Here is an 8,055-nt window from a genome sequence, read left to right on the forward strand (position 1 = left end):
TCAGAACGTGAAGTTCTTCAGCGCGTCGGGCATGCCCTGCGCCATCGCTGCCTGCTCCTTCGCGATGTAGGTCTGCGAATCCCACAGCTCGAAGTGACTACCCATTCCCAACAACATGACTTCCTTTTCGAGTCCGGCTGCCATCCGCAGCTCGGGCGACACTAGAATCCGGCCCGCGCTGTCGAGATCGACATCCATCGCATTACCGAGAAAAATCCGCCGCCACCAATGTGCGTCCATCGGCAGCGCGGCGATCTTGGCGCGGAACACCTCCCATTCAGGGCGCGGAAACAGCAACAGGCAGCCGTCCGGGTGCTTGGTCACAGTCACCCGTCCTTCTGCCTGTCCTTGCAGCGCTTCGCGATAGCGAGCCGGCACCGACATCCGACCTTTCGCATCGAGCGTCAGCGCCGACGCCCCTTGGAACACTTTTCCGCTCTCCCGTTCAGGGCACCGAAGCGCCCGCTCAACGCTCAGAATTTAGCCGGAATAGCCCGCCAAATCACACAAAAATACACTTTCTCACACTGTCTCCCACTTTAGAGGAAGGGTTTGGCACGGTCAAGGGAGCGGTCCGGTTTTTTGACGAATTTTGTTAGTTAGAACAAGGACTTACGCGAACATGCTCATGCGGCCCCTCATTCCAAAAACCGTTATAAATGAATGAGCTAGTGCAACTTGTGAAGGTGATACGTGAGAAAGGCGGGCCAGACTGCCGTGCGGACGGGGCTTTCGGGGGCGGGAAAACGCGGAAAAAACGGGCGGTATCGGGGACGGCGGACCGGGGCGGCGGCGTGCACCGCCCGGCCCAAATCTCAGAGATAGTACGCAGTGCTCGTCATGACTTTCGACGCCGCGCGCATCAGCATTCGCACGGGCAGCGGCAGTTCGATTCCGCCGGCATCGGTCGCGGCCTTGCCGTGTTTCACCTCGTCGGCACGCATCTGCTCGACGATCGCGCGCGACGCCGTGTCGGTCGCCGGCAGCTCGGACAGGTGAGAGTCGAGGTGGCTCTCGACCTGGCGCTCCGTCTCCGCCATGAAGCCGAGGCTGACCTTGTCGCCGAGCGTGCCGGCTGCCACGCCGATCGCGAGCGCGCCGACGTACCACAGCGGGTTGAGCACGCTCGGGCGCGAATCGAGCTCCTTCAGCCGATGCGCGGTCCATGCGAGATGGTCCTCCTCCTCGCGTGCGGCCTCCGCGAACATCGCCTTCGACGACGCCGAGCGCGCGGTCAGCTTCTGCGCCTGGTAGAGCGCCTGTGCGCACACTTCACCGACGTGATTCACGCGCATGAGCCCGGCCGCATGCGTGCGCTCCGCGGGCGTGAGTTCGTCGGCCGGCGGCTCTGCCGGCACGGGCACTGCGCGGCTCATCCGGCTCACGCCGGTCAGCGATCGCAGGCCGCGATCGAATTCGCTGATCAGTTCATCCAACACCATCCTGTTCTCCTGGCTGCGTGTGCTGCCGCGGGCGGCAAGGACACGTGTTCCGCTGCGTAACCGACTTGATTATTCAGCGGAAATTGCGGTTAACCCGTGATTTTAACCATTGTTGCATAAACGAAACATGGCGACCTTGGGGTGCGGCATTTCGCTTTGTCGCAAAAAACGCTTTTGCTACATTACGAGCGACTTCTTGTGAAGTTGACGGGGCCCGTCAACACAACATAACTATCCGCCCCGACAAAAAAATTCAGTGATTCTTGGAGATCCGTTAATGAAAAAGTCGCTTCTCGCGCTCGTCGCGCTGGGCGCGTTTGCTGGCGCAGCCCATGCGCAAAGCAGCGTGACGCTTTACGGCATCATCGATGAAGGTTTCATCTTCAACAACAACGCGAAAGGCGGCCACCTGTACGGTCTGGCAAGCGGCGTGATGCAAGGCAGCCGCTTCGGCCTGCGCGGCACCGAAGATCTCGGCAGCGGCCTGAAGGCGATCTTCGTGCTCGAGAACGGTTTCGACGTCAACTCCGGCAAGCTCGGCCAGGGCGGCCTGATGTTCGGCCGCCAGGCTTACGTCGGCCTGTCGAGCCAGGCCGGTACGGTCACGCTGGGTCGCCAGTACGACTCCGTCGTCGACTTCGTCGGCCCGCTCGAGGCGGGCGACCAGTGGGGCGGCTACATCGCCGCTCACCCGGGCGACCTCGACAACTTCAACAACGCGTACCGTGTGAACAACGCGGTCAAGTACACGAGCCCGACGTACGGCGGCTTCTCGTTCGGCGGCATGTACAGCTTCGGCGGCCAGGCCGGCCAGTTCTCGAAGAACCAGGTCTGGTCGCTCGGCGCCGGTTACAACAACGGCCCGCTGGTGCTGGGTGTCGGCTACTTGAACGCACGCACGCCGGCCAACTTCGGCGGCATGTTCAACACCGGGGCATCGGCGGCCGCGACGGCCGTGACGTCGCCGGTCTACGGCACGTACGCGAACAGCGCGAACACGTACCAGGTCATCGGTGCAGGCGGTGCGTACACGTTCGGTGCGGCGACGATCGGCGCGACGTACTCGAACACGAAGTTCAAGGGCTTCTCGGCAGGCCCGTTCGTCGACCAGACCGCGACGTTCAACAACGGCGAAATCAACTTCAAGTTTCAGTTGACCCCGGCGTTGATCCTCGGCGCAGCGTACGACTACACGCAAGGCAGCAAGATCGACGGCAACTCGGCAGCCAAGTACCACCAGGGCTCGCTGGGCGTCGACTACTTCCTGTCGAAGCGCACGGACGTCTACGTGATCGGCGTGTATCAGCACGCATCGGGCAATACGCTCGACGCTGCAGGCAACGTCATTCAGGCGAAGGCATCGATCAACGGTCTCGATCCGTCGACCACCAGCAACCAGGTCGCAGCGCGCGTCGGCATCCGTCACAAGTTCTAATCAGCTTGCCTGACGAGCCGCAGCATCTTGAAGGCGCCTTCGGGCGCCTTTTTCTTTTGCAGCCCGTAAATCCGAAGCCGCGCTTGGGGTGCGGCTCGCGGTAATGCGTCGCCGTTCGATCGGCTCGTTCGCGCGACTTCGTCGGCACCTGCGCACCGCGCGCGCGCCGACGTGCGCGGCGACTGCAGCGCTCGATCGCGGAGTGGCCACCTGTCGGTCCGGCGGTGTCCATTCGGTCGGCGAGGCGCCGTCGGCGCGCGTCCGACGCATGGTGTTCAGGGCATATCAGGGGACCGGGTCACCGCAGCAGCGGCATCTGGCGCTCGCCCGCTACAAAAAAGCCCGGCTCGGAAAAACACCCCGAAGGTTGAATCGGTGTCCAACCTTTGGGGTGCAGTTCAATGCCGGGCTCGTTCGTTCGACTGCGGTGTTACGCGCGGCCGTCGCGCAGTTCGCGCCGCAGGATCTTGCCGACGTTCGTCTTCGGCAACTCGGTGCGGAACTCGACGAGTTTCGGACGCTTGTAGCCAGTGAGCCGCTCCTTGCAGTACGCGAGGATGTCCTTGTCGGTGAGTGCCGGGTCCTTCTTCACGACGAACAGCTTCACGGCTTCGCCCGAATGCTCGTCCGGCACGCCGACGGCTGCCACCTCGAATACGCCCGGGTGCGACGACACCACATCCTCGACCTCGTTCGGATACACGTTGAAGCCGGATACGAGGATCATGTCCTTCTTCCGGTCGACGATCTTCACGTAACCGCGCGCGTCCATCACGCCGACGTCGCCCGTCTTGAAGAACCCGTCCGGGAACATGACCTTCGCGGTTTCATCCGGTCGATTCCAGTAGCCGGCCATGACCTGCGGCCCGCGGATACAGATTTCGCCGGGCTCGCCGAGCGCGACGTCGTTGCCGGCATCGTCGCGAATCGCAACCTCGGTCGACGGCAGCGGCAGTCCGATCGTCCCGCTGTACGTGGTCGCCGTCACGGGGTTGCAGGTCGCGACCGGCGACGTTTCCGACAAACCGTACCCTTCGACGATCGCGGTCCGGGTCTTCTCGTACCAGCGCTTCGCGACGCCCTCCTGGATCGCCATGCCGCCGCCGTTGGCAATCACGAGCTTCGACAGGTCGAGCTGGTTGAATTCGGGATGATTCAGCAGCGCGTTGTACAGCGTGTTGACCGCCGGAATCGTCGAAATCTGGTACCCCTTCAACTCCTTGATCATGCCGCCGATGTCGCGCGGATTCGGGATCAGGATGCCCATGCCGCCCGTGCGCATCGTCAGGAAGCCGCACACGGTCAATGCGAACACGTGATAAAGCGGTAGCGCGACGACCGTCACGAACTGCTTTACCTCGGGGTACTTCTCGTGTGCGGGATGGTGCCACGCGCCGGCTTGTAGCACGTTCGACACGATGTTCCGGTGCAGCAGCGTCGCGCCCTTCGCGACACCCGTCGTGCCGCCCGTGTATTGCAGGAACGCGACGTCGTCGGGGGCGAGTTGCTGCGGCTTGAATGTCTGCCGTGCGCCTTCCGACAGCGCGGCCTTGAAGCGCGTAAACGACGGAAGCTGCCAGGCCGGCACCATCTTCTTCACGTTGCGCACGACGTAGTTGACGAGCCAGCCCTTGATGCCCAGCAGATCGCCCATCGACGCCACGACGACATGCTTGACCGAAGTATTCGCGATGACGGCCTGAAGCGTCGACGCGAAGTTCTCGAGGATGACGATCGCTTCCGCCCCGCTGTCCTTCAGCTGATGCTCGAGTTCGCGCGCCGTATAGAGCGGGTTGACGTTGACGACGGTATAGCCCGCGCGAAGCACCGCGACGAGCGCCACCGGATACTGCAGCACGTTCGGCATCATGAGCGCGACGCGCGCGCCTCGCTTCAGACCGCGCGACTGCAGCCACGCGCCGAATTGGCGCGACAGCGCATCGAGCTCACCGTACGTGATGCTCTTGCCCATGCAGACGAACGCCTTGCGGTCGCGATACTGGCGGAAGCTTTCGTCGAGAAGATCCGGAATGGATGGATACGGGGACGCGTCAATTTCGGCTGGAACGCCGGGTGGGTACGATTTCAGCCAAATTTTGTCCATGCCGCGCGTCTCCTCACAGATTTTCGAATGGTCGTGCTAAAACGCATCGTAGCGGCTCGCTCGTCCCGAGACAACAGGGTTAGATGCCCACTTCCAACTTTCGGACGAGTTCGTGTGGGCTGGACCATAAATTCGGTCAAATCCGCTCTACTTCCACCAGGCAATCGTAAAACGTCGCCGAATTGCCGAGATCGGTCAGCGCCTGACTCGTCACTTCATTCGCGTTGCGGCCGTCCGGCGAGAGCTTCTTCCACCAGATCGACAACCCGACGACGAGACCCGCACGCGCGCGATCGGTCACGCGTGCGAGCGCCTGCATCGATCCGCGGTCGTTGAAGACGCGGACCACGTCACCGTCGTCGATGCCGCGCGCGGCGGCATCGGCCGGGTGGATATCGAGATGCGGCTCGCCTTCGGTGTTGCGCAGGCTGTCCACGTTCACGAACGTGCTGTTCAGAAAGTGCCGGGCCGGCGGCGAAATCATCGCGAGCGGATAGCGGGCGGCGAGTTCGGGCGCCGCTTCCGCCGATTCGAACGGCGGCAGGTAGTCCGGCACCGGATCCATGCCCATCTGCTCGAGCCGTGCGCTGTAGAACTCGCACTTGCCGGACGGCGTGCGGAAGCCACCGTTCGCGAACGGCGCGTCCGCCAGGTTGAGCTTGAGCCATCCGGCGCGCTTCAGTGTGTCCCAGTCGCTGTCGAGCGTCGGGTCATCCCAACGGAGTGCCACGCGCGCGACGTCTTCGTCGCTGTGATAAAGCGCGGGCTCGTCGAGCCCCATCCTGCGCGCGATTCCGCGGAAGATCTCGGTGTTCGGCCGCGCGTCGCCCACCGGCGGAATCGCGGGAAGATTCGCCATCACGTAGGTGTGACCGTACGATTTGTGGACGTCGAGATGTTCGAGCTGCGTCGTGGCCGGCAACACAATGTCGGCGAAATCGACCGTATCTGTCTTGAAGTGTTCTAGAACGACGGTAAACAGGTCTTCGCGCGCGAAGCCCGCCGCGACCTTCGACGAGTCCGGTGCGACGGCCACCGGATTCGAGTTGTAGACGATCACCGCTTCGACCTTCGGGCCGAACGTCGCGTCGCCCGGATGCAGCAGCGCATCGCCGATCGCGTTCATGTTGATGATGCGCGGCAGTTTGTGGGGCCATCCGGGCATCAGGTCGGGGCGCAGCAGCGCCGCCTGGTTGACCGGCGCGAATTCCGACGACGACAGCAGCAACCCGCCCGCCCGATCCCGCCACGCGCCGGTCAGCGCGGGGAGGCTCGCGATCGCGCGCACGGCGTTACCGCCGCCACGCACGCGCTGCATGCCGTAATTGAGGCGAATCGACGCCTTGCGGGTCGCGCCGTAACGACGTGCGAGTTCGACGAGTTCCGAGGCGTCGATGCCGCAGATCTGCGCGACGCGCTCCGGCGGATAGGACAACGCCCGCGCCTTGAGCGCATCGAAGCCGAGCGTATGCTGCGCGATGTAGTCATGATCGAGCAGATCTTCGGTGATCAGCACGTGCATCATGCCGAGTGCGAACGCGCCATCGGTGCCCGGTTTCAACGCAATGTGCTGATGGCACTTTTCGGCTGTCAGCGAGCGATAGGGGTCGATTGCAACCAGGCGTGCGCCGCGGCGCTTGGCTTCCTGCGCCCGAGTCCAGAAATGCAGGCTAGACGCGATCGGATTGGCGCCCCAGATCAGGATCAGCTCGCTTTCCTCGAAGTGCTCGAGATGCATTCCGACGCTGCCGCCGTACGTGTAGCGCAGGCCTGCCGCACCTGCCGCCGCGCAGATCGTACGCTCGAGACGGGAGGCGCCGAGTTTGTGGAAGAACCGCTGCGCGATGCCTTCGCCCTGCACGAGCCCCATCGTTCCCGCGTAGCTGTACGGCACGATCGCCTCCGGCTCGCGCGCGACGATTTCTCCGAGGCGGCGGCCGATCTCGTCGAACGCATCGCTCCAGTTGATCGGCACGAAGCGCCCTTCCCCCTTCGCACCGACGCGCTTGAGCGGAACGGTGAGGCGATCCGGATGATGGACGCGGTCGGCATATCGGCTGACTTTCGTACACAACACGCCTTGCGTGGGCGGATGGTCCGGGTCACCCGTGACCTTGATTGCCTTGCCGTTCTCGACGGTCACGCGCATTGCGCAGGTGTCCGGGCAATCGTGAGGGCAAACGGCCCGAGCTATCTGGGAAGCGGCGTTCATCGTTCTGGATGCGGGGATGGAGATTCGCGAATTTTACGTGGCCGTGCCGAATAAGGCTTCATTTCGAACGGATTTCGGGCTTGTTTTGCGAAATGGCGGGATAAGGGAATGGCTGATCTCCGTCTCGATGCGACTCCGATAGGCTGGGGCGGAGATATCGGCGGACCAATATATGATGAAGGGCGCCGGTGAGCTGCCTCGGCGGGGTTGCCGAGTCGCCGTTTTGGGCGTGAAATGCGTGGAGATATGGGTAGAAGCGGCGCGGGTTGGAGTGTGCACGCCTGCGACGATGCGGTCGGCTCGAGAATGTAGCGGCACGCATGGGCAAGGCCGCGAACGGTACGTATTGATGTGCGGCCCGGTGGGGCACCCGTGCTTGTGCGGTACTTGGCACCCGGATCGCATCCGGATCCCCCCATGCATTTCCGCCGCACCAATGCAAAAACCCCCGCCTTTCGGGCGGGGGTTCTTGGCTTAGGGAGCCTGACGATTACCTACTTTCACACGGGAATCCGCACTATCATCGGCGTAGAGTCGTTTCACGGTCCTGTTCGGGATGGGAAGGGGTGGGACCGACTCGCTATGGTCATCAGGCAAAGAGGGTTGTTGCGTTGCTTCGCAGCGCAACCAATCTTGGAAGAAGCAGTAATTTTGAGTTGTGTGTATCACACACGAGAATCCAACTTGTCGCTTTGGATCGCGGCCAGTGCTTGCGCACGGCGCCGATCTATAAGGCAGACTTGTTATAGGATCAAGCCTTACGGGCAATTAGTATCAGTTAGCTGAACGCATTACTGCGCTTACACACCTGACCTATCAACGTCCTGGTCTCGAACGACCCTTCAAGGAGGTCAAGCCTCCA

5 protein-coding genes and 2 rRNA genes are annotated in these 8,055 nt (G+C 62.7%); 1 reads left to right on the forward strand and 6 read right to left on the reverse strand.

Annotation, left to right across the window (positions count from 1 at the left end; translation table 11 throughout):
- On the reverse strand, window positions 1-429 hold the full coding sequence (mraZ, locus tag O1Q03_RS20575) for a division/cell wall cluster transcriptional repressor MraZ (RefSeq protein ID WP_006400450.1): 429 nt from the start codon (window positions 427-429) through the stop codon (window positions 1-3).
- A 386-nt stretch (window positions 430-815) separates the two neighbouring features.
- Window positions 816-1,442: a 2-polyprenyl-3-methyl-6-methoxy-1,4-benzoquinone monooxygenase gene (gene coq7, locus O1Q03_RS20580; protein ID WP_269505778.1), complete on the reverse strand. Its 627-nt coding sequence runs from the start codon at window positions 1,440-1,442 to the stop codon at window positions 816-818.
- Window positions 1,443-1,719: 277 nt separating this feature from the next.
- Here coq7 and O1Q03_RS20585 point away from each other — a divergent pair, with 277 nt between their 5' ends.
- The gene (locus O1Q03_RS20585; RefSeq protein WP_269505779.1) at window positions 1,720-2,877 is read left to right on the forward strand and encodes a porin; all 1,158 of its coding nucleotides are present in this window, start codon (window positions 1,720-1,722) and stop codon (window positions 2,875-2,877) included.
- A 430-nt stretch (window positions 2,878-3,307) separates the two neighbouring features.
- Here O1Q03_RS20585 and O1Q03_RS20590 read toward each other — a convergent pair whose 3' ends face one another.
- The 4 genes from O1Q03_RS20590 to O1Q03_RS20605 all read right to left on the reverse strand — a co-directional run.
- Complete coding sequence (locus tag O1Q03_RS20590; RefSeq protein ID WP_269505780.1) at window positions 3,308-4,981, reverse strand: long-chain fatty acid--CoA ligase; 1,674 nt, start codon at window positions 4,979-4,981, stop codon at window positions 3,308-3,310.
- Between the two features lie 136 nt (window positions 4,982-5,117).
- The gene (locus O1Q03_RS20595) at window positions 5,118-7,193 is read right to left on the reverse strand and encodes a molybdopterin-containing oxidoreductase family protein (RefSeq protein ID WP_269505781.1); all 2,076 of its coding nucleotides are present in this window, start codon (window positions 7,191-7,193) and stop codon (window positions 5,118-5,120) included.
- A gap of 481 nt (window positions 7,194-7,674) precedes the next feature.
- Window positions 7,675-7,787: ribosomal RNA gene (gene rrf, locus O1Q03_RS20600) — 5S ribosomal RNA — on the reverse strand.
- A gap of 153 nt (window positions 7,788-7,940) precedes the next feature.
- Window positions 7,941-8,055, reverse strand: a 23S ribosomal RNA gene (locus O1Q03_RS20605); the annotation flags it as partial.

Origin of the sequence: Burkholderia sp. IMCC1007, assembly GCF_027257875.1 — a bacterium.
Taxonomy (GTDB): Bacteria; Pseudomonadota; Gammaproteobacteria; order Burkholderiales; family Burkholderiaceae; genus Burkholderia.